At 64.4% G+C, this 25,891-nt stretch carries 25 protein-coding genes; 17 read left to right on the plus strand and 8 right to left on the minus strand.

Annotation, left to right across the window (positions count from 1 at the left end; genetic code table 11):
* Positions 1-122 precede the first annotated feature (122 nt).
* The 5 genes from AOT83_RS00870 (at position 123) to AOT83_RS00890 (ending at position 5,276) form a co-directional block, all read left to right on the plus strand.
* Entirely contained in the window at positions 123-1,982 is a 1,860-nt protein-coding gene (locus tag AOT83_RS00870) for a dynamin-like GTPase family protein (protein WP_030097178.1), read from the plus strand.
* On the plus strand, positions 1,979-3,481 hold the full coding sequence (locus AOT83_RS00875; protein WP_057966226.1) for a dynamin family protein: 1,503 nt from the start codon (positions 1,979-1,981) through the stop codon (positions 3,479-3,481). Before AOT83_RS00870 ends, AOT83_RS00875 begins: the two co-directional genes overlap by 4 nt.
* A gap of 4 nt (positions 3,482-3,485) precedes the next feature.
* Entirely contained in the window at positions 3,486-4,142 is a 657-nt protein-coding gene (locus AOT83_RS00880; RefSeq protein WP_030097176.1) for a hypothetical protein, read from the plus strand.
* Between the two features lie 18 nt (positions 4,143-4,160).
* Positions 4,161-4,814: a hypothetical protein gene (locus AOT83_RS00885; RefSeq protein WP_030097175.1), complete on the plus strand. Its 654-nt coding sequence runs from the start codon at positions 4,161-4,163 to the stop codon at positions 4,812-4,814.
* Positions 4,815-4,892: 78 nt separating this feature from the next.
* Complete coding sequence (locus tag AOT83_RS00890; RefSeq protein WP_057966227.1) at positions 4,893-5,276, plus strand: hypothetical protein; 384 nt, start codon at positions 4,893-4,895, stop codon at positions 5,274-5,276.
* Here AOT83_RS00890 and AOT83_RS00895 read toward each other — a convergent pair.
* From AOT83_RS00895 to AOT83_RS00905, 3 genes are read right to left on the minus strand one after another with little or no spacing between them, the layout of a single operon-like run.
* Positions 5,270-5,752: a hypothetical protein gene (locus AOT83_RS00895; protein ID WP_030097173.1), complete on the minus strand. Its 483-nt coding sequence runs from the start codon at positions 5,750-5,752 to the stop codon at positions 5,270-5,272. The two genes, AOT83_RS00890 and AOT83_RS00895, sit on opposite strands and share 7 nt — an antisense overlap.
* Before the next feature lie 57 nt (positions 5,753-5,809).
* Entirely contained in the window at positions 5,810-6,283 is a 474-nt protein-coding gene (locus tag AOT83_RS00900) for a hypothetical protein (protein ID WP_030097172.1), read from the minus strand.
* A 24-nt stretch (positions 6,284-6,307) separates the two neighbouring features.
* Entirely contained in the window at positions 6,308-7,243 is a 936-nt protein-coding gene (locus tag AOT83_RS00905; RefSeq protein WP_030097171.1) for an LLM class F420-dependent oxidoreductase, read from the minus strand.
* Positions 7,244-7,356: 113 nt separating this feature from the next.
* On the opposite strand from AOT83_RS00905, the gene AOT83_RS00910 reads away from it, so the two are divergent.
* Both AOT83_RS00910 and AOT83_RS00915 read left to right on the plus strand, forming a co-directional pair.
* Positions 7,357-7,872 (plus strand): redoxin domain-containing protein, encoded by a 516-nt coding sequence (locus tag AOT83_RS00910; RefSeq protein WP_030097170.1) that lies wholly within the window; start codon positions 7,357-7,359, stop codon positions 7,870-7,872.
* Positions 7,873-7,887: 15 nt separating this feature from the next.
* Positions 7,888-8,739, plus strand: a complete 852-nt coding sequence (locus AOT83_RS00915) for a cytochrome c biogenesis CcdA family protein (protein WP_030097169.1) — start codon at positions 7,888-7,890, stop codon at positions 8,737-8,739.
* Positions 8,740-8,743: 4 nt separating this feature from the next.
* Here AOT83_RS00915 and AOT83_RS00920 read toward each other — a convergent pair whose 3' ends face one another.
* On the minus strand, positions 8,744-9,112 hold the full coding sequence (locus AOT83_RS00920) for a hypothetical protein (protein WP_030097168.1): 369 nt from the start codon (positions 9,110-9,112) through the stop codon (positions 8,744-8,746).
* Positions 9,113-9,535: 423 nt separating this feature from the next.
* On the opposite strand from AOT83_RS00920, the gene dnaK reads away from it, so the two are divergent.
* Genes dnaK through AOT83_RS00940 form a run of 4 tightly spaced genes read left to right on the plus strand, consistent with a single transcriptional unit; the run spans position 9,536 to position 13,712 of the window.
* On the plus strand, positions 9,536-11,404 hold the full coding sequence (gene dnaK, locus AOT83_RS00925) for a molecular chaperone DnaK (RefSeq protein WP_030097167.1): 1,869 nt from the start codon (positions 9,536-9,538) through the stop codon (positions 11,402-11,404).
* Entirely contained in the window at positions 11,401-12,093 is a 693-nt protein-coding gene (grpE, locus tag AOT83_RS00930) for a nucleotide exchange factor GrpE (protein WP_030097166.1), read from the plus strand. The genes dnaK and grpE overlap by 4 nt, the downstream gene beginning before the upstream one ends.
* A 45-nt stretch (positions 12,094-12,138) precedes the next feature.
* A complete protein-coding gene (dnaJ, locus tag AOT83_RS00935) occupies positions 12,139-13,323 on the plus strand; it encodes a molecular chaperone DnaJ (protein WP_030097165.1) in 1,185 nt (394 codons plus the stop codon).
* Positions 13,320-13,712: a MerR family transcriptional regulator gene (locus AOT83_RS00940; RefSeq protein ID WP_044105369.1), complete on the plus strand. Its 393-nt coding sequence runs from the start codon at positions 13,320-13,322 to the stop codon at positions 13,710-13,712. Before dnaJ ends, AOT83_RS00940 begins: the two co-directional genes overlap by 4 nt.
* Here the strand turns inward: AOT83_RS00940 and AOT83_RS00945 are convergent.
* On the minus strand, positions 13,709-14,863 hold the full coding sequence (locus AOT83_RS00945; protein ID WP_030097163.1) for an FAD-binding oxidoreductase: 1,155 nt from the start codon (positions 14,861-14,863) through the stop codon (positions 13,709-13,711). The genes AOT83_RS00940 and AOT83_RS00945 overlap by 4 nt on opposite strands.
* 312 nt (positions 14,864-15,175) lie before the next feature.
* Positions 15,176-16,210: an ABC transporter permease gene (locus tag AOT83_RS00950; protein WP_057966232.1), complete on the minus strand. Its 1,035-nt coding sequence runs from the start codon at positions 16,208-16,210 to the stop codon at positions 15,176-15,178.
* Between the two features lie 97 nt (positions 16,211-16,307).
* On the opposite strand from AOT83_RS00950, the gene AOT83_RS00955 reads away from it, so the two are divergent.
* From AOT83_RS00955 to ttfA, 6 genes are all read left to right on the plus strand, one after another.
* On the plus strand, positions 16,308-16,931 hold the full coding sequence (locus AOT83_RS00955; RefSeq protein ID WP_030097161.1) for a TetR family transcriptional regulator: 624 nt from the start codon (positions 16,308-16,310) through the stop codon (positions 16,929-16,931).
* A gap of 72 nt (positions 16,932-17,003) precedes the next feature.
* The gene (locus AOT83_RS00960; RefSeq protein WP_232783365.1) at positions 17,004-17,489 is read left to right on the plus strand and encodes an SRPBCC domain-containing protein; all 486 of its coding nucleotides are present in this window, start codon (positions 17,004-17,006) and stop codon (positions 17,487-17,489) included.
* A 59-nt stretch (positions 17,490-17,548) separates the two neighbouring features.
* A complete protein-coding gene (locus AOT83_RS00965) occupies positions 17,549-18,085 on the plus strand; it encodes an SRPBCC domain-containing protein (protein WP_030097159.1) in 537 nt (178 codons plus the stop codon).
* 39 nt (positions 18,086-18,124) lie between these two features.
* Entirely contained in the window at positions 18,125-19,042 is a 918-nt protein-coding gene (locus AOT83_RS00970; RefSeq protein WP_030097158.1) for an SRPBCC domain-containing protein, read from the plus strand.
* Positions 19,043-19,183: 141 nt separating this feature from the next.
* Positions 19,184-21,730, plus strand: coding sequence for an ATP-dependent chaperone ClpB (gene clpB, locus AOT83_RS00975; RefSeq protein WP_030097157.1), 2,547 nt, complete (start codon positions 19,184-19,186; stop codon positions 21,728-21,730).
* Positions 21,731-21,888: 158 nt separating this feature from the next.
* A complete protein-coding gene (gene ttfA / locus AOT83_RS00980; protein WP_030097156.1) occupies positions 21,889-22,623 on the plus strand; it encodes a trehalose monomycolate transport factor TtfA in 735 nt (244 codons plus the stop codon).
* On the opposite strand, the gene AOT83_RS00985 is transcribed toward ttfA, so the two are convergent.
* Positions 22,620-25,418 carry an RND family transporter gene (locus tag AOT83_RS00985; protein ID WP_057966228.1) on the minus strand — a complete coding sequence of 933 codons (2,799 nt, stop codon included), beginning with the start codon at positions 25,416-25,418 and terminating at the stop codon, positions 22,620-22,622. The genes ttfA and AOT83_RS00985 overlap by 4 nt on opposite strands.
* Positions 25,418-25,885 (minus strand): MmpS family transport accessory protein, encoded by a 468-nt coding sequence (locus tag AOT83_RS00990; protein ID WP_030097154.1) that lies wholly within the window; start codon positions 25,883-25,885, stop codon positions 25,418-25,420. Before AOT83_RS00990 ends, AOT83_RS00985 begins: the two co-directional genes overlap by 1 nt.
* Positions 25,886-25,891 lie beyond the last annotated feature (6 nt).

The following is a 25,891-nucleotide window of genomic DNA, read 5'->3' on the forward strand; positions in this document are numbered from 1 at the left end:
CGGGCGCGATGCCCCGCACCAGTAATGGTGCGGGGCATCGGCATGGATACCGGATTGAACTGTGCCGGCCAGAAGAAATGGCACAGTAATGAGGAATTTCGAGCCAGAAGGGTTAGGGAACCGTGTCGGACACCGCGCAGGACGGCCAGCAGCAGCTGGCGCTCGTCAACGAGCTGCTGGGGCATGTGCGCAAGATCGCGGGCGAGAACGATCGGGGCGATCTGATCGACCGCCTGGACCGGGTGGACAGCCTTCTGGTGGACCGTCCGTTGCGCGTGGTGGTGGCAGGACAGCTCAAGCAGGGCAAGAGTCAGCTGGTGAACTCGCTGCTCAACATGCCGGTCGCGCGTGTGGGCGATGACGAAACCACCTCGGTGACAACCGTTATCAGCTACGGCGAGCAGCCCTCGGCCGCCCTGGTGGTGGCTCCCGCCGAGCAATATGACGGCGGGGGACTGGCCGGGGAACCCGAGATCATCCCGATTCCGGTGGCCGATATCGGCAAGGACCTCAAGCGCGCACCGCAGGCGCAGGGCCGCGAGGTGCTGCGGGTGGAAATCAAGGTTGCCAGCCCGATGCTCAAAAGTGGTCTGTGCCTGGTGGATACGCCCGGCGTCGGCGGGTTCGGTCAGCCGCACTTGTCGAGCACCCTCGGGCTGCTGCCGGACGCCGATGTCATGCTCATGGTGAGCGATCTCAGTTCCGAATTCACCGAACCCGAACTGGTTTTCATTCAGCAGGCACTCGACCTGTGCCCCGTCGCGGCCATCGTCAACACCAAGACGGATCTGTACCCGCACTGGCGCGAGGTGGTGGCTGCCAACTCCGCGCATCTGCACCAGGCCAAGATCACCGTGCCCGCTATCACGGTGTCGTCGGCGCTGCGTTCGCACGCGTTGCAGCTCAACGACAAGGAACTCAATGCGGAGTCCAACTTCCCCGCATTGGTGACATTCCTCAGCAATGCCATCGCGGACCATCAGGCCAGCTCGCGACAGCAGGCGGTCGCCGAGATCGGTTCGGCATCGGAGCATCTCACGCTCACCCTGGACGCCGAGCTCAGCGCTCTGCAGGATCCGCAGAGCCGCGACGAGCTCACCTCAGACCTGGAACGCCGTAAGCGTGAGGCCGAGGAGGCGCTGGCTCATACCGCACTGTGGCAGCAGGTTCTCGGTGATGGCATCACCGATGTGTCAACCGATGTCGAGCACGATCTGCAATCACGATTCCGGCGGATCCTGCAGCGGACCGAAGAGGTGATCGACCGCACCGATCCCACCAAGAACTGGGCCGAGGTCGGCGCCAAACTCGAGCAGGCCGTGGCCAACTCGGTGGGAAACAACTTCGTCTGGGCACATCAGCGGGCGATGCACCTGGCCGCTCAGGTGGCCGAGACGTTCGCCACCGCCGGCATGGACTCGGTGAAGATGCCCCGGCTGCGGGCCAGCGAGATGGGCGCGGATCTGAGTGACCTGAAGTCGCTGTCGAAGCTGGAAGCCAAGCCGATCAAGTTGGGGCACAAGGCCATCACCGGGCTGCGTGGTTCCTACGGCGGTGTCATCATGTTCGGCATGCTGACCACCGTCGCAGGGCTCGGGATGTTCAACCTGATCTCGTTGGGGGCCGGTGCGATGCTGGGAAAGAAGACCTACAACGAAGACATGGAGAACCGGATGTTGCGCATCCGGGGTGAGGCCAAGACGAACGTCCGCCGCTTCCTCGACGACGTGTCCTTCGTGGTGCTCAAGGAATCACGCGACCGGCTGCGTCTGGTGCAGCGCCAGCTCCGGGACCATTTCCGCGATATCGCCAACCAGACCACGCGCTCGCTCAACGAATCGCTACAGGCGGCCATCGCATCGGCGCGGCTGGAGGCCGAGGATCGCGATGCGCGCACCCGTGAGGTGGAGCGCCAATTGCATATCCTGCGCCAGGTCAACACGCATATCGACGGACTGGAAGGGCTGCGTCCGTCCGCATGAGCACCATCGAGCGGGCCCGTGCCATCATCGGTGAGGCCATGCGCGCCTACCAGGGTGATTCGCGGTACGCGCGGATCGCGGAGCCACACGACGAGCTGAGCCGTATTGCTGCCCGGCTCGACGAACCGATCCGGGTGGCCATCGCCGGAACTCTCAATGCCGGCAAGTCAACACTGGTCAATGCACTTGTCGGAGAAGACATTGCACCCACGGATGCCACCGAGGCCACCCGGATCGTGGCGTGGTTTCGTCACGGCGCCGCTCCGCAGGTCACGGCCAATCTGTTCAGCGGCGTACGCCAGGACATCCCGATCCGTCGTGACGGCGGCCTTTCCTTCGAACTCGACCGGCTGGACCCGGCCTCGGTGGCAGACCTCGACGTTCACTGGCCCGCACCGGAATTGAATGAGATCACCCTGATAGACACCCCAGGGACTTCGTCGCTGTCCACCGAGGTCTCAGAGCGCAGTCTCGCGCTGCTGGTGCCCGAGGATGGAGTGCCACGGGTGGATGCGGTGATCTTCCTGCTGCGCAGCCTGAACGCCGCCGATATCGGCCTGCTCACCCAGATCGGCAAGCTTGTCGGCGGCGAGCGTGGGGGAGCTGTCGGGGTGATTGGCGTCGTATCGCGTGCCGACGAGATCGGGGTGGGCCGCCTCGACGCGATGCTCTCCGCGCGTGAGGTGTCCGCCCGGTTCGCCGGCGAGATGGAACGCACCGGGATCTGTCAGGCCGTGGTACCGGTCGCCGGGCTGCTGGCGCTGACCGCCCGCACACTGCGGCAAGCGGAGTTCATCGCACTGCAGAAACTCGCGGAAGTGGATCCGCAGATGCTGGCCAAGGCGCTGTTGTCCGTGGATAGGTTTGTACGCGAAGATGATTCGCTTCCCGTTGACCCACAGACCCGGGCCGCGCTGCTACATCGATTCGGGATGTTCGGTATCCGGATCGCGGTGGCCGTCATCCGGGTCGCGGGCACCTCCGAGATCACCGCCACCGGGCTGGCCGAGGAACTCCTCGAACGCAGTGGACTGGTGGAACTGCACAACATCATCGCCAACCAATTCGGTCAGCGCGCGGGCATCCTGAAATCTCATACCGCGCTGCTCTCGGCCCGTCAGGTGCTGACGTCCTACCCCGTCCAGGGCGGCCGCCCGGTGATCGACGACATCGACCCCCTGCTCGCTGACACTCACGCCTTCGACGAGCTACGGCTGTTGGCAGAGTTGTCGTCCCGAACCACCACGCTCACCGAACACGAGACGGTGCTCATCCGCAGACTGCTGGGAGCCTCCGGCACGGAACCGGCCGCCCGCCTGGGTCTGGACGAGACCCGCCCGGATCCGCGGCGTGCCGCCCTGGACGCGGTGGGACGCTGGCGCGCGCGGGCCGCGTATCCACTCAACGATCCGTTCACCACCCGGCTGTGTTTAGCGGCTGCCCGCAGTGCCGAAGGCATACTCACCCAGTTGTCTGCGTACGAGCGCCCGGCATACTGAGCAGATGATGATGCGCCTGTCTGCCGCGACCGTAATCCTGATGGCCGGATTCGGCACGGCGACGGCAGTGGCGGAGCCCACCCCCAATCCGGCCGGGCCCGCCCCCAGGCCGGTGCCCGCGGGCGTGTGGATCAGCCCCGGTGAGATCCCCATGAACAGCGAATACCACTGGTCAGCGGCCAACCCGACCGCAACCGGCAGGGCTTCCTTCCTCAGCATGCGGCTCTGTGGCGCCCCGTCGTCGGACGTCCTTCCGCCGGCCTCGGCCATCGCCACCCAGGCCGCGTCGGGCGTCGCGGCATCCGTGGTGCAGGCGGCGGGACAATGGCCCGAAGGAAATACCGATGGGGCCGCGGCCTTCCAGAGTGGTATTCGATCTCAGCTCAACTACTGCCCGGGAGTAGGCGACGTCATCAGCGTCGACCTGCGCCCGGCACCCTCGTGGTACGGCTTTGCGGCGACCCTGCTGATCGGCAAGGAGCGCGATAACCCCACCAGCGAGGTGCACATCTACAACGTGGTTCCGCCGGAGTCGGGCACCGTTTCCGAGCTTGCGGTCACCGTGCCCCGCACCGGCCGCGAGCCCTCGCCATGGAAGCCCGTCGATGACGCGACGGTTCTGCGCGCACTTGCCCAGCCGCTGTGCAAGGGCTCCTGCTAGCGAGGGATTTCTGTGACGATGCGCGGGTGGCAGCGGGCAATTCCGGCGATCGCTGTGATCGCCTGCCTGGGCATCGCGGCTCCGGCCGCGGCGGATCCGAAGCCTGTGCCCGACTCGGTGTGGATCAACCCGCGGGACGTCCCCATGGATCACGTCTCACACTGGGCTCCCTTGTCGCGCAACGCAACCTCGGTTGACCGCCCGGCCTTCTGGTCAGCGAATCTCTGCTTCTCGCTGGGAGAGAGTCTGCCGCAATCGCCCGAATCTGCTTCCTCGACAGTCACTTCGGATGATTCCGGGTGGACGGCGGTGGAGGTGATCGCACACTGGCCCGGCGACACGTCGGTGACAGACCAGTACGCGTCGACCGTCTATCGGTCGCTGCGCGCACGGCTGGATCACTGCTTCAACGCCGTTGGCGCCCAGGTCAATGTGGTCGACCTGCCCAATGGTCATGCGGCCACGGTGACGCTGCCGGCGCAAGGTGGCAAGCAGCCGCAGTACCGGCTTTATGTGGTGGAGCCGCCCGGTACCGGAACAGTGGCCGAGCTGACCGTCACCAACGCCGTCACGGGTGCTGTCGGTTCGCCCTGGGTAGAGGCCGATGAGCAGCAGGTTCTGCGCAATGTGGCGGCACCGATCTGCCGCACCGCCAAGAGCTCAGCCTGCTGAAACTCACGTCCAGTTTTTTGTCGCTTCGGATATCGAATCACCATCATTGCGTGCCCTTGACGGCGTAGCGTCCCAGGTATGCACGGACGTGGAGTCCTTTCAGGCGTATGCGGTATCGCGACGATCATCGCGATGGCCGTCCTGCTCACACCGGTGTCTATTCAGGTCGACACGGGCGGTGCCGCCCAGTCGGTGACCTGCGGTATGCCCGTGGGGCCCCGACTCACCCGGAGCGCGGAGCTGGACAAGATAAGTTCCGGTGCGAATCAGTCGACCAACTACCACGACCAGTGCGCCGCCAAGCTCGATACGCGTCGCCTCTGGGCTATCCCGATCGGTGTGCTGTCCTTCGTCGTTGCGCTGTGCGCGGCAGGTCACCTATGGAACGAGGCTTCCCCCGGAAAACCCGGCAGGACCCGTCAGGGCGTCACAGGTCCGCCGGGTATCCGGATGGCTCACTGACCGCCAACGGGCACCTGGACATTGCCGCCGCCTGGAATCGGGATCACCACTGAGCGTCCGGTCGTGGTGGTCGGCGGCGCCGTCGTTGTGGTAGTCGTCGGCTGAGTGGTCGTGGTGGTCGTCGTATCCGTAGTGGTGGTCGTGGTCGTCGGCGCAGTGGTCGTCGTTTCGGCGCTCTGACTCGGCGACTCGGAGACGGTCTCGGTCACCGTGGAGTTGCCGCCGGTGGTGCTACCAGAGCCGCCATGCCCCTCGTGGCCGCCGGAGTTGGCCGGTGCCGAACTGCTGGTCGTCGCGGATGTCACCGAGGTGGTGCTCCCAGCGGGGGCAGGCTTGTCGCTTCGGGTAATCACAAAGGCGATGATCACCGCAATGACCGCCACCGCCGCTCCTGCCAGGGCAATGAGTACGGCCGGCTGCTTGTACCAAGGGTTGGGCCCGTCAGGTCCCTGATCGTGGTACTGCTCGTTGTACATCGTCGGGTCTTCTGGCGGCTCCGGGTAGGACATGATCCGGAGCGTAACCCAACTCCCTTATAGCCCCGGTATTTGCGGGATCTGTGGAATAGGCGGGATTTGTGGGATCTGCGGAATCGGTGGAATAGCTGGCGGTGAGGGGATCGCGGGCGCCTGCCACTGGTATGTCGTCGAGGTCGGGGTGTCGTAGTACGTGGGCTCGGAGGTCGGCGCGGGCTGCACCGGCTCCTGCGTCGATTCGATGGTCGTGGTCTCGGTGGTGGTCGACGACGATTCAGGTGAAGGCTCAGTGGTGGTGGTACTCGGCGTCGGCGATGTCGTCGTCAGCGGTGTGTTGTCGTTGACCACGCGCTTGTCCGTGGACAACACGATGGTCATGAGCACCGCGACGATCGCGATGATGGCAGCGATGGTGCCGACGATCGCCGGCCCCGTTCGATACCAGGGCGTCGGCTTCTCGCTCTCCTCGATCATCCCTGAGAAGTAGCTCTCGTCGTCGTCGGGAGCGTTCGGTGTCTCGTGCTCACTCATCGCGCGGAGCCTAACCGAAGAACGTCAGCCGAACTGGGGGATTACCGTCGAAGCGAAGAACTCCAGGTGATCCAGATCCCGGATGTCGAGTAGTTGGGCGTAGACCCGCTGGACCCCGGCGTCGATGTAGGTGCCCAGCTTGTCCGCCACCGCGTCGGGAGTGCCCGCGAGCGGGCTGTTCTCGGTGATCTCGTCCACCTCGCGGCGGGCATTGGCCGCGCGGCGCGCGATATCGGCATCCGTATCGCCGACGCATAGTGCGAAGGCCGCCGAGTAGATCATTGAATCTGCAGGCCGCCCAGCGGCTTCGACCGCTTGCGCCACTCGTGCGTACTGGCCGGTGACGACATCGACGGGCTGAAACGGCACGTTGAACTCGGCGGCAAAACGGGCGGCGAGTGCCGGAGTGCGCTTGGCGCCGAGCCCGCCGATCACGATCGGCGGATGCGGCTCCTGCACAGGTTTGGGCAGCGCGGGGGAGTCGGTCACCGTGTAGTGCGTGCCCGCATAGGAGTAGGTGTCGCCGGTGGGTGTGGACCACAGGCCGGTGAGGATGTCGAGCTGCTCTTCCAGACGATCGAACCGCTCGCCCAGCGGCGGGAAGGGAATGGCGTACGCCTCGTGCTCCTCGCTGAACCAACCGGCGCCCAGGCCGAGATCTACTCTGCCGCTGCTCATCTCGTCTACCTGTGCAACAGTGATGGCAAGCGGTCCCGGATGGCGGAAGGTAGCCGAGGTGACCAGGGTGCCCAGCCGGATGCTGGTGGTCTCCCGGGCGATCGCTCCCAGTGTCACCCATGTGTCAGTGGGGCCGGGCAGCCCGTCGGCACCACCCATCGCCAGGTAGTGATCGGACCGGAAGAACGCGGAGAATCCCAGTTCTTCGGCGGCCTGTGCCACCCGCAGCTGATCGGAGTAGGTGGCGCCCTGCTGCGGTTCAACGAATACCCGGAAGTCCATGACTGCCAGCGTACGTAAGGCCGCACACCCGAGCGCGGGCGCGTTGCGTCGATGGTTACGGTGAGTGGGCGAGATGGGCGTGAGTTGATGAGAATGCGGCGAAACGAGGGAAAGTGATATCACGCGTTGCGGTTTCGGCTATCGCGGTGCTGGCTCTGGGTATCGGACTGGCGGGTTGCTCCGGGGCCGACAAGAACGACACTTCCACGGCCGGCTCGTCGTCGTCGCAGTCCTCGCGGTTGCTGAACTTCAGCGCCAAGACCATCGATGGTGCCGACTTCGCGGGCAGCAGTCTGACCGGTAAGAAGGCGGTGCTGTGGTTTTGGGCGCCGTGGTGCCCGACCTGTCAGAAGGAAGCGCCCGATCTGCAGCGGGCGGCCACTGCGCATCCGGATGTCACCTTTGTGGGGGTGGCGGCGCAGGACCAGGTGTCCGCGATGCGCGACTTCGTGACCAAGTACGGCCTCACCTTTGTTCAGCTGGCCGATACCGATGCCGCGGTGTGGGCGCTGTACGACGTCACCCATCAGCCGGCTTTCGCGTTCCTGGGATCTGACGGCAATGCCCAGGTGGTCAAGAGCCCGCTGTCGGGACCAGAACTCGACAAGAGAATCGGGCAGCTGCATTGATGCTGCGGTACTGACGTGATTGATACCGCAGCACTGACTTTCGCGCTGGGCGCGGGGCTGGTGGCCGCGCTCAATCCATGCGGCTTCGCTTTTCTCCCGGGTTATCTCGGGCTGGTGATCGCCGGTAGTGACGGCACCGCATCGAGGCTGACCGCTGTGGCGCGGGCAGCGACAGCGACGGTGGCGATGGCCGCCGGTTTCCTGACGGTGTTCGGGATTTTCGGGCTGGTGATCTCGCCGGTGGTCGCCTCGGCGGGGCGCTACATGCCCTTCGCCACCGTAGTGATCGGTGTCGCGCTGGTAGCGCTGTCCCTCTGGCTGCTGTCCGGGCGTGAGCTCACCGTCGTGCTGCCCAGGGTTTCGGGCGGGGCGCCAACGGCCTCGCTGCTGTCCATGTACGGCTACGGGCTGACCTACGCGGTGGCATCGCTGTCCTGCACGGTCGGCCCGTTTCTGGCGGTTATCAGCACCACCTTCAAACAGGGGTCCATCGTCTCGGGGGTGCTGGCTTTCGTCGCGTACGGGGCGGGGATGGCCGCGACCGTCGGCGTCGCGGCATTAGCCGTTGCACTGCTGGGAAATTCGGTGCAGGCCACCATGCGGAAGGTCTTGCCTTATGTGGGCCGCATCGCAGGGGTGATCGTGCTGCTGACCGGGCTGTACGTCGCCTACTACGGCTATTACGAGATTCGGCTGAACTTCGGCGCCGGGAGCGCCGACGACCCGGTGATCAACGCGGCAAGCGAGGTGCAGACCTGGCTGGTGAGCGTGGTGGACGAGACCGGCGTGTGGCCACTGCTGGGCGGCATCGCGTTGATTGTGGTTGTCGCGGCGGCGAGTTCGTACGCCGTGCGCAGACGGCGCTGAGTTATCAGCTGGCCGGCGGAAGTGGGCAGTGGTTGCTTTGTTGCAATTGGCTGACCAGGCCCGTCAGTGTGTCTTGCTGGGCGGACGCCTGGTCGAGATCCTGCTCCTGCGAGGCGGACATGGGGTGCCAGGTTCCGTCCTCATCGGACACGGTGACTAGCTGGTACTGATTCTGCAGGTCGTTGATCGTGCTGGTCAGATTCCGCAACGGAACGTCAAGGGCAGTGATACGCGCGTTGGCGTTCACCTGGTTCATGTAGCTCACCCCGTGAGTGAGTTGCGTGATGTCGTACCTTCTCAGGCCGCGAGGCTGAAGGCCCGCACCGATGTCGTCGTTAAGGCTTTCGGCGATCTGCCCTAGAGCTGTGCACACGGGCTGGGATGGCGCAGGGTCAGCCCACGCGATCGGTGCCAGCACACCCCCTGCGATACCAGCCAAGATGACAGAAGCCGCGACAGTACGTCGGGAAACCATGACCCGCCTCTCACTGCAAGATTTGTTGTCTACCGAATCAAGCTAGTGACGAATTCTGGGAACGAACTGAGGATGGTCAGGCTCGCTTGTTGCGGGATCGGGGGTGGCGCTGCGCAGACACTTCACAAGGACCACCTGCATCGATGTGTCGTGGATGCAGGCGAGTAGGTACCGGGAACAAATGTCGGCGGTGGCCCGTTGACCAGTATGTCGAACTTGAGTCATGTAGGCTCAACTATGGCTTGACGAAAAGATCCGGACGAGGCAAACTTGAGCGGATCTCACTGAAGGCATTGAGGTAACCAACAGGAGGAATGAACTATGGCTCGTGCGGTCGGAATCGACCTCGGGACCACCAACTCCGTTGTCGCCGTCCTCGAAGGCGGCGACCCGGTAGTTGTCGCGAACTCGGAAGGCTCTCGCACCACCCCGTCCGTCGTTGCGTTCGCGCGCAATGGCGAGGTGCTGGTCGGGCAGCCCGCCAAGAACCAGGCGGTGACCAACGTCGACCGGACCATCCGGTCGGTTAAGCGTCACATGGGCACCGATTGGTCCGTTGAAATCGACGGAAAGAACTACACCCCCCAGGAGATCAGCGCCCGCACGCTGCAGAAGCTGAAGCGCGACGCCGAGGCCTACCTGGGTGAAGACATCGAGGACGCCGTCATCACCGTGCCGGCGTACTTCAACGACGCACAGCGTCAGGCGACCAAGGAAGCCGGCCAGATCGCCGGTCTGAACGTCCTGCGCATCGTCAACGAGCCCACCGCGGCCGCCCTGGCCTACGGCCTGGACAAGGGTGAGAAGGAACAGACCATCCTGGTCTTCGACCTCGGTGGTGGCACCTTCGACGTGTCGCTGCTGGAAATCGGCGACGGCGTCGTGGAGGTCCGTGCGACTTCCGGCGACAACCACCTCGGTGGTGACGACTGGGACGAGCGCATCGTGACCTGGCTCGTCGACAAGTTCAAGGCCAGCGCCGGTATCGACCTGACCAAGGACAAGATGGCCATGCAGCGTCTGCGTGAGGCTGCCGAGAAGGCGAAGATCGAGCTGTCCAGCTCGCAGTCGACCTCGATCAACCTGCCGTACATCACTGTTGACGCGGACAAGAACCCGTTGTTCCTCGACGAGCAGCTGACACGTGCCGAATTCCAGAAGATCACTCAGGATCTGCTGGACCGCACCCGCAAGCCGTTCCAGTCGGTCATCAAGGATGCCGGTGTTTCCGTGGCCGACATCGATCACGTGGTGCTGGTGGGTGGTTCCACCCGTATGCCCGCGGTGACCGATCTGGTCAAGGAGCTGACCGGCGGTAAGGAGCCCAACAAGGGCGTCAACCCCGACGAGGTTGTCGCCGTGGGTGCCGCGCTGCAGGCCGGCGTGCTCAAGGGTGAGGTGAAAGACGTTCTGTTGCTTGACGTCACCCCGCTGTCCCTCGGTATCGAGACCAAGGGTGGCGTGATGACCAAGCTCATCGAGCGCAACACCACCATCCCCACCAAGCGGTCTGAGACCTTCACCACGGCAGACGACAACCAGCCGTCGGTGCAGATCCAGGTGTACCAGGGTGAGCGCGAGATCGCTTCGCACAACAAGCTCCTGGGCTCCTTCGAGCTGACCGGTATCCCGCCGGCTCCGCGCGGTGTGCCCCAGATCGAGGTCACCTTCGACATCGATGCCAACGGCATCGTGCACGTGACCGCGAAGGACAAGGGCACCGGCAAGGAGAACACGATCAAGATCCAGGAAGGCTCCGGCCTCTCCAAGGAAGAGATCGACCGGATGATCAAGGACGCCGAGGCACACGCCGACGAGGACAAGAAGCGCCGCGAAGAGGCCGATGTCCGCAATCAGGCCGAGTCGCTGGTCTACCAGACGGAGAAGTTCGTCAAGGAGCAGCGTGAGCCCGCCGAGGGCACCGAGAAGGTCGTCTCTGATGAGACGCTCTCCAAGGTGGACGACGCCATCGCCGATGCCAAGAAGGCACTGGAGGGCACCGATATCGGCGCCATCAAGGAAGCGATGGAGAAGCTCGGCGAGCAGTCGCAGGCACTGGGTCAGGCCATCTACGAGGCCGCGGCCGCCAAGGCTGGGGCTGAAGGCGCCGGCGCCGAAGGTGGCGCTGGCGCTGCCGACAGCGATGTCGTGGATGCCGAGGTCGTCGACGAGGAGAAGGACAGCAAGTGACCCCGTCAGGTGGGCAAGATCGGGATGAAGAACGCGAACCGGTGACCGTTACCGATAAGCGCCGGATCGATCCCAACACCGGCGCGGTTCGCGAAGAGGCGAAGGTGGCTGAAAAGCCAGCCACCGCAGCGGAACCGGGTGCTTCGGCACCCGGGTCCGCGGCCTCCGGGGGCGAGTCGGATGCGGATGCCAAGGTGGCCGAACTGACGGCCGACCTGCAGCGTGCGCACGCCGACTTCGCCAACTACCGCAAGCGGGTGGAACGGGACCGGCAGGCCGTCATCGATTCGGCCAAAGCGTCTGTAGTCGCTCAGCTGCTGGGTGTGCTGGACGATCTCGACCGCGCGCGCGAGCATGGCGACCTGGAATCAGGTCCGCTGCGCAGTGTTTCGGACAAGCTGTCCGCGGCCCTCGAAGGGCTGGGATTGGCGACATTCGGTGCCGAAGGAGACGACTTCGATCCCTCGCTGCATGAGGCGGTTCAGCACGACGGCCAGGACGGCCACCCCGTGCTGGCGGCGGTGCTGCGCAAGGGTTACAAGATGGGTGATCGGGTGCTCCGTACCGCGATGGTCGTGGTAACCGACGGAAGTCCCAGTGATCCGGCAAGTCCCGAGGGCGGCGACACGACTCAGCAGGAACCCGGAACAACGGGTGCCGAAACGCAATCCAAGACAGAATCAGAGTAAGAACTGCACAGCAATACCCGATGGACGCGAAGGAGGTGATGTCGGGTGACGCAACGTGAATGGGTCGAGAAGGACTTCTACAAGGAGCTCGGCCTCGCCTCCACCGCGAGCCAGGACGAGATCAAGAAGGCCGCACGCAAGCTGCTGGCCGAAAATCACCCGGACAGAAATCCGGGGAACCAGGCCGCTGAGGACCGTTACAAGGCCGTCAGCGAGGCCAAGGACGTACTGTCGGACCCGGCCAAGCGCAAGGAGTACGACGAGACCCGTCGGCTCTTCGCCGGTGGCGGGTTCGGACGGCGCTTCGGCGACAATGGATTTGGTGGCGGCGGCGGATTCAGCGGCGGCGCCAACAGTGCCGAGTTCAACCTGAACGACCTGTTCGGTAACGCCGACACCTCCGGTGGCGGCGGGATCGGCGATCTGTTCGGCGGCCTGTTCGGGCAGCGCGCGCAGCCGCGTGCCAGTCGCCCGCGCCGCGGCAACGATCTGGAAACCGAGACCCAGCTGGACTTCGTCGAAGCATGCAAGGGCGTATCGGTTCCGCTGCGGCTCACCAGTCCCGCTCCATGCACCACCTGCCACGGCAGTGGCGCTCGCCCGGGTACCAGCCCGAAGGTCTGTGGCTCCTGCAATGGCAGCGGCGTCATCAATCGCAACCAGGGTGCGTTCGGATTCTCCGAACCGTGCACCGATTGCCGTGGCACGGGCTCGATCATCGAGAACCCGTGCACCGACTGCCAGGGAACGGGCGTCACCACCCGAACCCGCACCATCACCGTGCGGATTCCTCCGGGAGTGGACGACGGACAACGTATTCGGCTGGCCGGACAGGGCGAGGCCGGACTGCGCGGCGCTCCTTCGGGCGATCTGTACGTCACCGTGCACGTGCGGCCCGATAAGGTGTTCAGCCGCGACGGCGACGACCTGACTCTCACCGTTCCGGTGAGCTTTACCGAATTGGCTTTGGGTGCCACGGTTTCCGTGCCGACACTGGAAGGCCGCGTTGGGGTGAAGGTGCCCGCGGGTACCTCCGACGGACGCATCCTGCGGGTGCGTGGGCGCGGCATTCCGAAGCGTGCGGGCGGTAACGGCGATCTGCTGGTCACCGTCAAGGTGGCGGTGCCCTCGAAGCTGGAAGACAGTGCGCTGGAGGCGTTGCAGCGCTATCAGGTGGCCGAGAAGGCCAGCGGATTCGATCCGCGCGCAGGCTGGGCGGGTGCACGATGACGGCCCGCCGTCAGCCGGAGCGAGGAGCCCGCACCTTTCTGATCTCCGTGGCCGCCGAGCTCGCCGGGATGCACGCGCAGACCCTGCGAACCTATGACCGGCTAGGGCTGGTCATCCCCGAACGCACCAGTGGTGGCGGTCGGCGCTACTCACAGCGTGATGTGGACCTGCTGCGCGAGGTGCAGCGGCTGTCGCAAGATGAGGGCGTCAATCTCGCTGGCATCAAACGCGTTATCGAGCTGAGCAATCAGGTGGAGGCTTTGCAGGCCAAGGTCGCAGAGCTCACGGCCGAGGTGGCCCAGTTGCGCGCGGCGACGGCGGGCCGTGAGGTCGCAATCATCCCCAAGAGCACCGCGGTCGTCGTCTGGCAGCCGCGTCAGCAACGCTAGAGCGGGTCGTGCTGGATTCTGGAGGCGTCGGCCCCCTTTGAGACCAGCGCCTCCTTGGTGGCCTGGATCATCGATGCGGAGCCGCCGAGCAGAATCTGGCGATCGCCCCAGCCGCCGTAGGCCGTCACCACCTCCGAGAGCAATCCCGTCTGGCGGACGTGCAGGCCCCGTGGCGGTGTCGGATCGTGGTATTCGTTGGCCCAGTCCGGGTTTCGGGGGTATTCGGACACCGGTGTGACCGACAGCCACGGATTCGTCGAGGCGATATGCCACAGTGTCCACAGGTCGTAGAGTTCCTGCGGATAGCGGGCCCCGTAGAACAGGTGGACCCGCGGATTCTCGGCCCATTGCGACAGCTCCATGATGAGACACCGCAGCGGTGCGATGCCGGTGCTGCCCGCGACCATCAGCACATCTCCACCGTCGCGGTTCACCGACAGCGCGCCCAGTGGCGGCGAAATTCGCCAGGTGTCACCGACTTTCGTCTTGTTGACCATGTCACCGCTGACAAGTCCGCCGGGTACGGCCTTGACGTGAAATTCGATGTAGCCCTCGGGGTCCGGCGGAATCGCCAAGCTCAGATAGCGCCAATTCCGCGGGCTCTGCGGTACCTGGACATGTACGTACTGCCCGCAGTGGTAGTCCATGGGTGCGTTGAGTTTCAGTCGGATCAACGCAAGATCCCTTGAGGTGCGGTGGTATTCGATGACCTTCCCGTCCCACCAGGGCTGGCCGCTGTCCGAGGCGGCGGCGCTGCGCATCACCTCGACCATCACCGTGTAGACCTCGGTGGCGGTGGCTTCCATCCGCTGGTCCCAGATCGGTTGCAGCACCTCGCGTGTGGCGTCCAAGAGGGCCTGACGCATGGTGCCGTACTGGCTGTCGGTGGCCCCGAACTTCCGATGATCCCGGCCTAGCTGCGCCAGGAAGTTGACCAGGCCTTCGGTCCGGTAGGCCGCCATCTCCCAGAGCACGAACTGCAGCGCCTGACGGAAGTGTTCGCGCGGTGTCGACATGTCGGCGGGGAAAAGGTCGCCGACGGCGGGGTCGACGGCGAACCAGCGGCTGTAGAAGCTTCGGACAAGTTTGTCGCCCGATAGCTCGACCCCGCCGACCAAGTCGTGCAGTGCTTCGACGTCCTCAAGCCCCACGAGCTTCCGTTGCCTCGCCTTTCCTGGTCCTGCCCACCAAGAGGCCAGTCTAGGAGGGAAGTTTGTGGACCGTCTGGGACTGGATGAGGTCAGAGGGGAAACGGGTGACTTACGGGCCGCATACTCGTGTGCTGAGGGCGCTGCAGGGCTAGTTGTTTGCACTACAGGCGCATGTTTGCGACTTGAGCATTTTTGCCAAGTGGTGCACCGGCGGCGTGGGGGGAATCACCGAGGACCTTCCGGGCCGATCGAGTGCGAGCCTGACGCGGGCGTTGGGCTCGAAAACCGCGTCAGGTTCGCACTCGACAGTTGTCAGACCAGCTCCGGTTTACGAAGTTCTGCCACGTTCGCGCCGCGCGCCATCGCACGCTGCCGAGCCCCATCGAGTGCCAGCATCGCGACCCCGAGGCCCACCCAGCAGCACAGGATCAGGATCACTCCGGCCGAGCCGGCTCCGTCGAAATAGGCCAGGGATCGCAGCAGCGTGCCGTTGGCCCCTGGTGGCAGGAATTGCCCAAGTAGGCCAAGGCCTTTGGGCAAGAACTCGGGCGCACTCGTCAGCCCCGAAAGCGGGTTCCCGATCAACACGGCGACAGCTGCTCCCAATCCGATTCCCGGATATCCCAGCAGGGCGCCAAGGCCGGTGATACTCAACGACATCGCCATCATCCCCAGCGTGAGGCCGGCGGTCACTCCCCAGAAGTTCTCGGTGATGACGCCCAGCCAGGAATCCAGGATGACGCAGATGGTGAGTGCCGCCAGGAACGAGAACCCAGTGGCAGTGGCCGCTTTGAGCCAGGTTCTGCCGGGAAACAACAGGGTGAGAGCGACCGCCGGAAGCAGCCCGCCCAAGGTCATGGGCAGCGCCGCCGCGGCCAGGCCGATGCCGCGCGGATCCGAGGGCGGCAGTGGAGCGAGGTCCTTGATGGACACCGCCATCCCGCTCTGCTTGCCGATTTGTTGACCGATGCCGGTCAGTGCTTGTGCGACGGCAGGGCTGCCGCCTGTCGCGACTACGACGGTCGGTGCCGGGGGCATGAGGGCGAATCCGCCGTAGACGGAGCGGTTTCTGGTCGCCTCCTCGAGTTTGGTTTGACTCGGGTAGTGGGTGACGGCGAACGCGCCGGGTGAGGCACCCGCCAGTCGCTCGGTGAGCATGGCCACCTGCGCCGCCGACCCGGTGACGCCGATCGGCACGTCGCGCGGTGCGGTGCGTGCCGAGGGCCAGGCGAAGGCGATGAAGATGACCCCGAGCGCGCACGTCAGCAGGGCGGCAACGGATGTGGCCCGTGCCCAGTCCGGCACCTGGTGATGAGCGCCCGGTCGGAGTTCGTGTTGGCCCGTCATCTCATCCTCCATTTCATTAAGTGTTGAATTAATTGAGATGAGAGTAGATCGCATGTGGCCTTTTTTCAACACTTGTGGAAAATTGATACCGTAGAGCATGGCAACCAGCACGAATACCGCCCGTCGGGGCCGCCGTCGCGGGGAAGCGGTGTCGCGAGAGCATGTGCTCGACGTTGCGAAGCGCTCATTCGCCGAGCGCGGCTATGAGAAGACGACCATCAGGGGTGTTGCCCGCGATGCGGGTATCGATCCGTCCATGGTCGTGTACCTCTTTGGGTCGAAGGATGAGCTGTTTCGTCAGTCGATCCAGCTGGTGATCGATCCCAACGAGCTGGTGCTCGCTATTCGCGAGGGTGAGGGCACGGTCGGTCAACGCTTCGTCAACGCGTACCTGTCGATGTGGGAACAGGCAGGCACGGTCGACACGATGCTCGCGATCCTGCAGTCGGCCACCACCAACGACGATGCCCATCGCGCGTTTCGGGATTTCATGCAGAACTACGTGTTGGCGGCGATCAGCGAGGAACTGGGTGGGGGACCGGAGGTGCGGACGCGATTCGCGCTGGCGGCCACCTCGATGGTCGGGACCGCGCTCCTGCGATATGCGCTCAAGATCGATCCATTGGTCGCGCTGACCAGGGAGCAGATGGTCGCCATATTGGCCCCGACCGTTGATCGGTATCTGACGGCCGATGCTTCCGAATTAGGTTTGCTTAGCTAACCGATCTAATTACGGCAGTCGCCCAGGTTCACGGAGTACAAAGGTCTCACCACCGACAATGGAGTGTGTGCCGTGGGCGATCTCGATGATCGGCCGGATGCCGTCGCCGATTTCTTCTATCCACACGCTCCCGAACGCGTGTGGAACGTCTTGGTCGACCCCGATGCCATGGGGGATTGGTTCGTCGAACAGGTTGGGTTCCGCGCGGTGCAAGGTACGCGCTACCGGCTCACGGATCTTCCGATGCCCATTGCCAACTATTCCGGGGACATCGCGTGCGAAGTCTTGGTGGCTATTCGCAACGAAATGCTGGTGATTTCCTGGTGGGATACGAAATCTCCGGACCCGGTGGCCTGGCGAACCGCGTGGACGTTGTGCGAGGTTCCCGGCGGCACCGTGGTCACCGTGAGCCGGCCGGCCTTCAGTAGCGATGACCCTGCTGTGCGCAGGATGGCCGCTCTTTCCGATCGGTTCTGGCCGACGGCGATGGCCAAGCTCGGGCGCCTGATCGAGTGTGCAGCGACCACCCCGATCGACGGGGGCGCCGTTGAGCCCTAGTTGGGTGAGTTTGCCTGGCTAACAGATGCGAACACGGCGGTAACCCAGATTAGTGGGGTATGAAAGATAACCCCATCAATCTGGAGAGTGCCGTGCTCGACGACGCGAACGACATCGCCACCATTCTTCTCGACCATTTCTATCCGCATCCGCCCGCGCGGGTGTGGAGCGTGATGGCGTGCCCAGACGCCATGGAGGAATGGCTGATGGACCCGATTGGATTTCGGCCCCAGGTCGGCACCCGGTTCCGTTTCAAAGCATTCCCCCTGCCCATGGCCGACTTCTCGGGCGCGCTGTCCTGCGAGGTCCTCGCGGCTACCCCGAACAGGGTGCTGTCGATCCGCTGGTGGGATATGAAATCGTCGAAGCAGCGGGTGTCGACGGTGACGTGGACGCTGCACGAGGTTCCGGGCGGCACCATGGTCACGTTCCGGCACGAAGGGTTCGATCTCAGCGATTCCGCGTCGCGTATCTACCGGAAGATCTCCGAGCTTGGTTGGCCCGGCACGATGGGGCGGCTCGGGCGATGTATCGACACCGCGCCGTGCACCGAGAATCGGCCTCCGCACCGTCTGGTCACCGATGTATCCGCCTGATCGTCCGCACACATCACACATCTGCGGTATCCCAGGGGTATGACCGCCTCGCGGGACGACCTGACATCGGTGACGGTCGGACAGTTCTTCCCCTATCCCGCCGAGCAGGTCTGGCTTGCCATCACCTCGGCCGCTTCGGTTTCGGACTGGACCACCGAGGTCGACAGGGATGCGGTGGAGGCGGGCAGGTCGTTCTCGTTCACCACCTTTCCGATGCCCGAGGTGAACTTCGGTGGCCGCGGGAACTGTGAGTTCACCGACGTCGTACCGGGTGAACGCATGGTCTATAGATTCACCACGCCGGAGAACTCCTGGGATCTGCGGGTCACGTGGACGCTCCACCCCGAGCCGGGAGGAACGCGATTACTGGTTGTGCACACCGGCTTTGACCTCGCGAACCCCGCTCATGGGAGGCTTCGCGCTCTCGTTCGGGACTTATGGGCGTTGGTCATGTCGCGTGTCGAGGAGCTCTTGGTCTTTCCGGAGTCCGACGCAGATCCCCCACCCGATGATGCGACGGCCTTCAGTTTGGGCGAGTTCTATCGCTATCCGCCGCGCACGGTGTGGCAGGTGGTCACCTCCAAGGAGTTCGTGGGGGACCTGGTGAACGACCACGATTTGGTGTCGGTGGAAGCCGGTAGCCGGCTGTTCATCAGCACCTATGCGATTCCGCTCGTCGGATTCGCCGGACGGGTCGAGATGGAGTTCCTGGAGGTGCGCGAGCCAGAGCTCATCGACAGCACCTTCGAGATTCCGATCCTGGGTGGAATCACCACATTGCGCATGACCTGGCGACTGATTCCCAGGGATGGCGGTACCCAGCTCTGGTTCACGCTGAGCGGGTTCGATCCGCAGTCGCCGCTCAATCGCCAGTTGCGGTCGGTTCTGCGTGGCGGAGCGCTTCCCGTGTTGTCGCGCGTCGGCGAGCTGCTCGAGGGGCGCGGCGATCGCGTGTGATCCCCGATTCGGTTCGGAGCACACCGGGGTGTGATGAGCTAGACACGGCACCGCGAAAATTCTCAAAGTTGAGCGGAACAGACTCAAGGTTGGCTGCGTTGGAATTACTGACAAGCATTTCTCTCAACCCATGGAGGTGTTGTGGACTCGTTCAATCCGACCACGAAAACCCAGGCCGCGCTGACTGCTGCCCTCCAGGCAGCAACTACTGCAGGCAACCCCGAAATCCGTCCCGCCCACCTGCTGGTGGCGCTGCTGAGCCAGACCGATGGCATCGCCGCGCCGCTGTTGCAGGCCGTGGGCGTAGACCCCGCGACCGTGCGCAACGAGGCGCAGGCTATCGCCGACCGGCTTCCTCAGGTCAGCAACGCCAGCGCCAACCCGCAGCTCTCGCGCGATTCCATCGCCGCGATCACCACGGCGCAGCAGCTCGCCACCGAGCTCAATGACGACTACGTATCCACCGAGCATCTGCTCGTAGGCTTGGCCACCGGTGATTCCGATATCGCCAAGCTGCTCGCCAACAACGGTGCCACTCCGAACGCGTTGCGCGACGCCTTTGTTCAGGTGCGCGGCAGCGGCCGGGTGACCAGCCCCGAGCCCGAGTCGACGTTCCAGGCGTTGGAGAAGTACTCCACCGATCTGACCGCCCGTGCCCGCGAGGGAAAGCTTGACCCGGTGATCGGTCGCGACACCGAGATTCGCCGCGTCGTGCAGGTGCTCAGCCGCCGGACCAAGAACAATCCGGTGTTGATCGGTGAGCCCGGTGTCGGTAAGACCGCCATCGTGGAGGGGCTGGCGCAGCGCATCGTGGCCGGCGACGTGCCCGAAAGCCTGCGCGGCAAGACCGTTGTCTCGTTGGATCTGGGATCCATGGTCGCGGGCGCCAAGTACCGAGGTGAGTTCGAGGAACGTCTCAAGGCCGTCCTCGACGAGATCAAGAACTCTGCGGGACAGCTGATTACGTTCATCGACGAGCTGCACACCATCGTCGGTGCGGGTGCCACGGGTGAGTCGGCGATGGACGCCGGCAACATGATCAAGCCCATGCTGGCGCGCGGTGAGCTGCGTCTGGTCGGCGCCACCACACTCGACGAGTACCGCAAGTACATCGAGAAGGACGCCGCCCTGGAGCGCCGGTTCCAGCAGGTGCTGGTGGGGGAGCCTTCGGTGGAGGACACCGTCGGCATTCTGCGCGGCATCAAGGAGCGCTACGAGGTTCACCACGGCGTGCGGATCACCGACTCCGCGCTGGTGGCCGCCGCCACCTTGTCCGACCGGTACATCACCTCGCGATTCCTGCCCGATAAGGCCATCGACCTGGTCGACGAGGCCGCATCGCGTCTGCGCATGGAAATCGATTCGCGCCCTGTGGAAATCGATGAGGTCGAGCGCGTCGTGCGTCGTCTCGAGATCGAAGAGATGGCGCTGTCCAAGGAAGACGATGAGGCCTCCAAGCAGCGTCTGGTGAAGCTGCGTGAGGAGCTGGCCGACAAGAAGGAACGCCTCGCCGAGTTGACCGCTCGGTGGCAGAACGAGAAGAACGCCATCGACGTGGTCCGGGAACTCAAGGAGCAATTGGAAACCCTCAAGGGTGAATCCGATCGCGCCGAGCGAGACGGAGACCTCGGCAAGGTCGCGGAGCTGCGCTACGGGCGCATCCCGGACCTGGAGAAGCAGCTGGAGGCCGCGCTTCCCGGAGCCCAGGCACGCGAAAGCGTCATGCTCAAGGAAGAGGTCGGGCCCGACGACGTCGCCGACGTGGTGTCGGCCTGGACCGGTATTCCGGCCGGCCGGCTCATGGAGGGTGAGACCGCCAAGCTGCTGCGCATGGAAGATGTGCTGGGCGCGCGGGTCGTGGGCCAGACCAAGGCCGTCGAGGCCGTTTCCGATGCGGTGCGCCGTGCTCGGGCCGGTGTCGCCGACCCCAACCGGCCCACCGGTTCGTTCCTGTTCCTGGGGCCCACTGGTGTCGGCAAGACCGAGCTGGCCAAGGCGCTCGCGGACTTCCTGTTCGACGACGAGCACGCCATGGTGCGCATCGACATGTCTGAATACGGCGAAAAGCACTCCGTGGCAAGACTTGTCGGTGCCCCGCCCGGATATGTCGGATATGACGCCGGTGGTCAGCTGACCGAGGCGGTGCGGCGGCGCCCGTACACAGTGGTGCTTTTCGACGAGGTCGAGAAGGCGCACCCGGACGTGTTCGACGTGCTGTTGCAGGTGCTCGACGAGGGACGGCTCACCGACGGTCAGGGCCGCACGGTGGACTTCCGGAACACCATCTTGATCCTCACCTCCAACCTGGGTGCTGGTGGCTCCGAGGAGCAGGTGATGGCGGCGGTGCGCGCCAAGTTCAAGCCGGAGTTCATCAACCGGCTCGACGACGTGCTCATCTTCGAGCCGCTCAATCCCGAGGAGCTGGTGCGGATCGTCGACATCCAGTTGGCGCAGCTGCAGAAGCGGCTCGCCCAGCGGCGGTTGACGCTTGAGGTGTCCGAGCCCGCCAAGAATTGGCTGGCCCAGCGCGGATTCGATCCGATCTATGGGGCGCGTCCGTTGCGCCGCCTAGTGCAGCAGGCCATCGGCGACAAGCTGGCCAAACAGCTGCTGGCCGGTGAAGTGCACGACGGTGACGTCGTTCCGGTGAACGTCAGCGCCGACGGCGACTCGCTCACCCTCGGATAAGTAGCTGTCGAGTGTCGACTTGTCGCGGTGTCCATGGGGACTTTCCCGCGATAAGTCGACACTCGCTGCTGTCTGGGCCCATCACGGAGCGGTAACTCTGGGTCACGATCCGAGCGCTGTGCGCAGCAGTTTGGCCGGCACCGGTTAGGCTGTCGCGGATGGCTCTACTTTGGTTCACGCTGTCCGCACTGTGCTTCGTCTGTGCGGCCGTGCTGCTGTATGTCGATATCGGCCGCCGCCGCAGTCGCGGACATCGCCGAAAGGCCTGGGCGCGATCTCACGGCTTCGACTACATGTCGCAGGACAAAGAGATCGTCAAGCGCTGGAACCGCGGCGTGATGTCGAGTGCGGGATCGGCCGCGGCCGCCAATGTGGTCCTCGGACAGATCCGCGGCGAGGCCGTCTACGTCTTCGACCTGGAGGACGTCGCGACCATCATCGCGCTGCACCGCAAGGTGGGCACCAACGTCATGGTGGACCTGCGACTCAAGGTCATGCAGGAACCTCGCGAAGCCGATATCTGGCTGCTCGGCGCCATCGGCCCGCGCATGGTGTACTCCACCAACCTGGACGCCGCCCGTCGGGCCTGTGACCGGCGCATGGTCACATTCGCCCACACCGCGACCGAGACGGCGGAGGTGTTGTGGAATGAACAACACTGGACGCTGGCCGCGCTACCCATCAACAGCAACCGTGAGCAGTGGGACGAGGGCCTCAAGGCCGTCCGCCAGTTCAACGACCTGCTACGGGTGCTGCCTCCCTCAGGGGAATCGGCACCCTCGCCCATCCAGGCCGCCGAGCGCCCCAGCCGGCCCGTCGGCAGCAGCTCCGCCCCCGCCGTAGATCGGCAGCCCGCTCCTGTGGGTCAGGGCGGCCAGCCGCTCGGCCACTAGGAACGCCGCCAGAGCTGGTTCATCGGCAGCGGCCACCAGAACTTCTTGTCGAGAATCACCGCCAGGGTCGGCACCGTGAAGGTGCGCACCACGAACGTGTCGATGATCAAGCCCAGCCCGATCGTCGAACCCATCTGCGCGATGTTGATCAGACTCGACCCCATCATGGCGAACTGCGTCATCGCGAACACCAGACCTGCCGTGGTCACCACCCCGCCGGTGCCGGCGATGGCACGGATGACCCCTGTGCGGATACCGGCACTCATCTCTTCCTTGAAACGCGACGCGACCAGCAGGTTGTAGTCGGCCCCCACCGATATCAGAATCGCGAAGACCGCCACCGGCACCGACCAGTGCAGCTGAATGCCAAGCACGTGCTGCCAGATCACCAGGGCCAGCCCGAGGGTCGAGGCAAAGGACACCAGCACCGAGCCGATGACGATCAGCGAGGCCACCAAACCGCGCAGCAGCAGCAGTACCACCGTGAAGATCACGGTCAGGCAGCCGATCATGATCAGCTTCTCGTCGCGATCGAGCATCACCCGCATATCGCCGATGAGCGCCGCCGGGCCGGCGATCTCGATCACGCTGCCCTCCAGGCGAGTGCCCTTGAGGGCGTACTTCATCTCATGGGCCAGATCCCGGACGCGCTGGATGCCTTCGTCGCCGTAGCTGCTGCCGCTGCCTATGACGATCATGCGGGTGGTGGTGCCGTCTTCGGAGAACATCATCTTCAGGTACGGCTTGAATCGCGGGTCCGAGAGCATCTGCGCGGGGAAGTAGAAGTAGTCCCCGGTGCCGGCGCTGCTTCGGCCGAGGTCCTGCATGAGCGAGGTCATGGTGTCGATCTGCGACATCATCTGCGTCATCTGCTCATTTGTCTCGGTCATCAGATCCTGCATCGAAGACATGGATTCGAGCATGCGTGGCATCGTCCGCGCGGCCTGGGTCAAACCTCCGGTCACGGAACCCGATGTGCTGACGAGGCTGCGCATCTGGTCGGTGACGCTGGACATGTTCTCGAAGTTCGACAAGGTTGATTGCGCACCCACGCACATCGGGTCGGCGGCGCAGTTGGGTTGCGCACGTACCGCCTCGCGAACGGGACCCATTGCCGAATTTAGTTGTGACTTAAGCTGATTCAAGCTGGACTGAATGGGCTGCGCAGCGGCACTGAATTGCTTGGCGCCCTGCTGCGCGGTTCGCAAGGTGCCTTGCAGGCCCTGGAGCGTGGACATCATCGAGTTCATGTCTTCGGTCATGGCGTGCATCCGCTGCTGACGTTGCTCCATCACAATCTTGTTCTGCGACATCATCGTTCCGGCCATCCCCACGCTGTACATGAGCGATGTTTGATCCATCGGCATGCCGGTGGGCCGGGTGATCCACTGCACCGATGCCACGCTGTCCAGCTTGGTGATCTGCTGCGCGGCCTTCTCCAGGAGCCCGATGTTGGCCGAGCTGCGCAGGTCTTCGGGAGCCCGGATCAAAATCATGTCGGGGTTCATCTGGCCTGCGGGAAAGTGCTCCTGAATTGCATGCATACCGGCCGCGCTGGGCATGTCCTTGGGGATGAACTGCAGTTCGTCATAGTTGAAGGACGCGGTGGGGATCACCATCATGAGCAGGATCAAGGCGGCGAAGGTCGTGACGAATATCGGTCTGGGCCAACGCGCCACGCGGATACCGACCCGGCGCCACAGCCGAGTCGATCGGGCGGTCGAGCGGGGCTCGAACCAGCCGAAGCGGCGTGCCCCGATGAGTAGTGCGCCGGGCGTCACGGTCACCGCGGACAGCACGGTGAAGATCATGGTGATGGCCCCCGGTATGCCCATCGATTTCATCATGTCCAGTTGGGCGAATGTCATGCAGGACAACGCACCCGCCACGGTCAGGCCGGACGCGATCACGACCGGTGCCACGCCCCGATAACTGGCGCGGAACGCTTCGTCGACGCTCAGGCCGCAGCGTCGCCCCTCCTGATAGCGGCCGATGAAGAAGATGGAGTAGTCGGTGCCGGCGCCCAGCGCCAGCGCACCCATCAACGCATTAGTCATCATGGATGTGGGAATCAGCCCCGCCAAGGTGAGGAAGCTGGCGATCGGGGTGGCGATACCGACGGCAACACCCACGGTGATCAGCGGCAGGAACGCGACCACGAGTGAGCGGTAGACCAACAGCAGCAGGCCACCCACGAGCACCAGCGAGAGTCCTCCGATGATCACGACATCCCGCATCATCGTGTTGATCTGGTCGGCGGCGGCCTGACTTGTTCCGGTGGCATAGATCGTGGTGCCCGGCGGCTTCTCGATGTCATCGATGATGCGCTGCACGGCCTTGGCCGATTCCATGGCTTTGGGACCGCCGATCTCCCCGGCCAGCTGCAGTTGCGCCAGGGCCACCTTCTTATCGGGGCTCTCCGATGCGGTGGCGAACTGAGGATCGGACCACATGTCCATACCCGGTTCCACGTGCGCGGTATCGGCCCGCAGCTTTTTCATCAGTTCGGCACGGAACTGACGGTCCTGCTCGGTGAATGGTTGATCCTTGACGACGACCACCGCGGCGGTGTTGTTCGATTCGGACTCCCCGAAGGCCTTGGCCATGTGTTTGAGCGCGGCCGCCGATTGGGTGTTGGTCGGCATCATGGGACTGCCGTGGGTGAGGGCCAGTTCCTCGAGGTTCGGCGCCGAGGCCATCAGGCCGCCGGCCACCATCATCAGGAACCCGATGACCAGGACGGCGTGCCTGCTGATGATGCCGGCGAAGCGTCCGAATAGGGGACTGTCGTGCATCAGTGACCGCCTTGTGGGTCGAGTTTCTGGAATGCGACGAGGTTGCAGCTCACCGAGGGCGTGCGACCGGTGTCGGTCTTTTCGTCGGCCACCTTGCCGTCGACGGTGATGCGGCAGGTGACGGTGTTGGTCGATATCGCCGTGACACCCGCCGCGAACGCCAAGTCGCTGGTGGTCAGGCTGGTGCGCCACGGCGCGGGGCCGTTGAAGAGCTTGGATTGGCCCTTTTCGTCGAGGTAGGAGACCGTGACGGGACGGCCATCGCTGGACACCTCGTAGGTCACCGTCTTGGGCTGGCTCAGCGACATGGCGCTGACCGCCTGTCTGGTCGGAGTGACCTCGGGTGTCGGCAGTGCAACCTTTGGGGCGGTGGTTATGTAGGTGCCCGCGGCGATCCACAACACGGCGAGTACCGGGTAAATCCAGCGCTGACGCTCGATGAGCCACACCACTAGCCGGTCAAACATTTCGCG

The organism is Mycobacteroides sp. H001 (genome assembly GCF_001440005.1).
Lineage (GTDB): Bacteria > Actinomycetota > Actinomycetes > Mycobacteriales > Mycobacteriaceae > Mycobacterium > Mycobacterium gwanakae.